Source organism: Phenylobacterium sp., assembly GCF_036263695.1.
GTDB lineage: Bacteria > Pseudomonadota > Alphaproteobacteria > Caulobacterales > Caulobacteraceae > Phenylobacterium.
Genome location: NZ_DATAGM010000191.1, coordinates 1 through 1,501 on the forward strand (window position 1 = coordinate 1; position 1,501 = coordinate 1,501).

Annotated in this window: 3 protein-coding genes; all 3 read left to right on the forward strand. The window is 70.4% G+C overall.

The features are described 5' to 3' along the window. On the forward strand, positions 1–354 hold a 354-nt coding region (locus VHK87_RS07830), incomplete at its 5' end, for a prolyl oligopeptidase family serine peptidase (protein WP_329634347.1). Continuing rightward, positions 351–896: an N-acetyltransferase family protein gene (locus tag VHK87_RS07835; RefSeq protein WP_329634348.1), complete on the forward strand. Its 546-nt coding sequence runs from the start codon at positions 351–353 to the stop codon at positions 894–896. The genes VHK87_RS07830 and VHK87_RS07835, both read left to right, overlap by 4 nt. A gap of 73 nt (positions 897–969) precedes the next feature. Continuing rightward, positions 970–1,455: a DUF421 domain-containing protein gene (locus VHK87_RS07840; RefSeq protein WP_329634349.1), complete on the forward strand. Its 486-nt coding sequence runs from the start codon at positions 970–972 to the stop codon at positions 1,453–1,455. Positions 1,456–1,501: the final 46 nt, after the last annotated feature.

Here is a 1,501-nt window from a genome sequence, read left to right on the forward strand (position 1 = left end):
GCGACCCTGCCGCTGACCCCGCCGGAGTGGCCCGAGTGGGGCGATCCGATTACCGATCCGGCCGCCTACGACCTGATCGCCAGCTACAGCCCCTACGACCAGGTGAGCGCCCAGCCCTATCCGCCGATCCTGGCGACCGGCGGCCTGTCGGATCCGCGCGTCACCTACTGGGAGCCGGCGAAATGGGTCGCCAAGCTGCGCGAGTACGCGACAGGCGATACGCCCATACTGCTCAAGATCAACATGGAGGCCGGCCACGGCGGCGCCTCGGGCCGGTTCGACTTCCTGAAGGAGATCGCCCTCGACTACGCTTTCGCCATCTGGGCCGTCGAGCGGGGGTGGGAGAAGGCATGATCGTACGCGCCGCGCAGGAGGGCGACGCCGCCGCCCTCGCCGCCATCTACGGCCACCACGTGCTGACCGGCTTCGGCACCTTCGAGGAGGTCCCGCCTTCCCATGAGGAGATGGAGCAGCGCCGGCGTGCGGTGGTCGAGCGCGGCCTGCCCTACCTCGTGGCCGAGGAGGCCGGGCAGGTGCTGGGCTTCGCCTACGCGGGTCCGTTCCGGCCCAGGGCCGCCTATCGCTACACCGTGGAGGACAGTGTCTACGTCGCCCCCGACGCCATTGGCCGCGGGGTCGGCAAGACGGTTCTGAGCGCCGTCATCGCCGCCTGCGAGGCCGCCGGCATGCGCCAGGTCGTGGCGGTGATCGGCGACTCGCAGAACGCCGGCTCCATCGGCCTTCACCGGTCGCTCGGCTTCCAGGACGCCGGCGTCGGCAGGAGCTTCGGCTACAAGCTCGGCCGGTGGGTCGACATCGTCTGGATGCAGAAGGCGCTGAACGGCGGGGACTCGCGCGCGCCGGACGCGCGGGGCCTCGACCTCTCCGGCCACTAACTCGGCTCATTCCGGCGAGGGCTGGAATGAGCGGCGGGGGGAACCTCGCCGCCCGCCCCGCGCTTGCCGCGCCATGGACGCCCTCTCCGACCTCCTCGGCCGCGCCGGCGAGCCGCTGACCTGGCTTCAGATGTCGGCCCGCGCCGTGGTGATCTTCGCCTTCGGCGTGTTCCTCGTGCGGGTGGCCTCGAAGCGCGCCTTCGGCAAGTGGGATGCGCTGGACATCATCGTCTCGATCGTCATCGGCTCGAACCTGTCGCGGGCCCTGACCGGCAATGCGCCGCTGCTCCCGACCATGGCCGGCAGCCTGACGCTGATCCTGCTGCACGCCGGCCTCGCCCATCTGGCGGTGCTGATTCGCCCGCTCGGTCCGCTGCTGAAGGGCAAGCCGGCGCAGCTGATCGTCGACGGGAAGGTCGATGAGACGGCCCTGCGCCGCCACGGGATCGGCCATCACGACCTGGAGGAGGCCCTGCGCAGCTCCGGCGTCGAGGACGTCGCCCAGGTCCGCTCGGCCTGGATCGAGCGCAACGGCTCGATCAGCGTGGTGAAGGACTAAGCTGAGGAAGTGGCTGGGGAACTAGGACTCGAACCTAGAATGACGG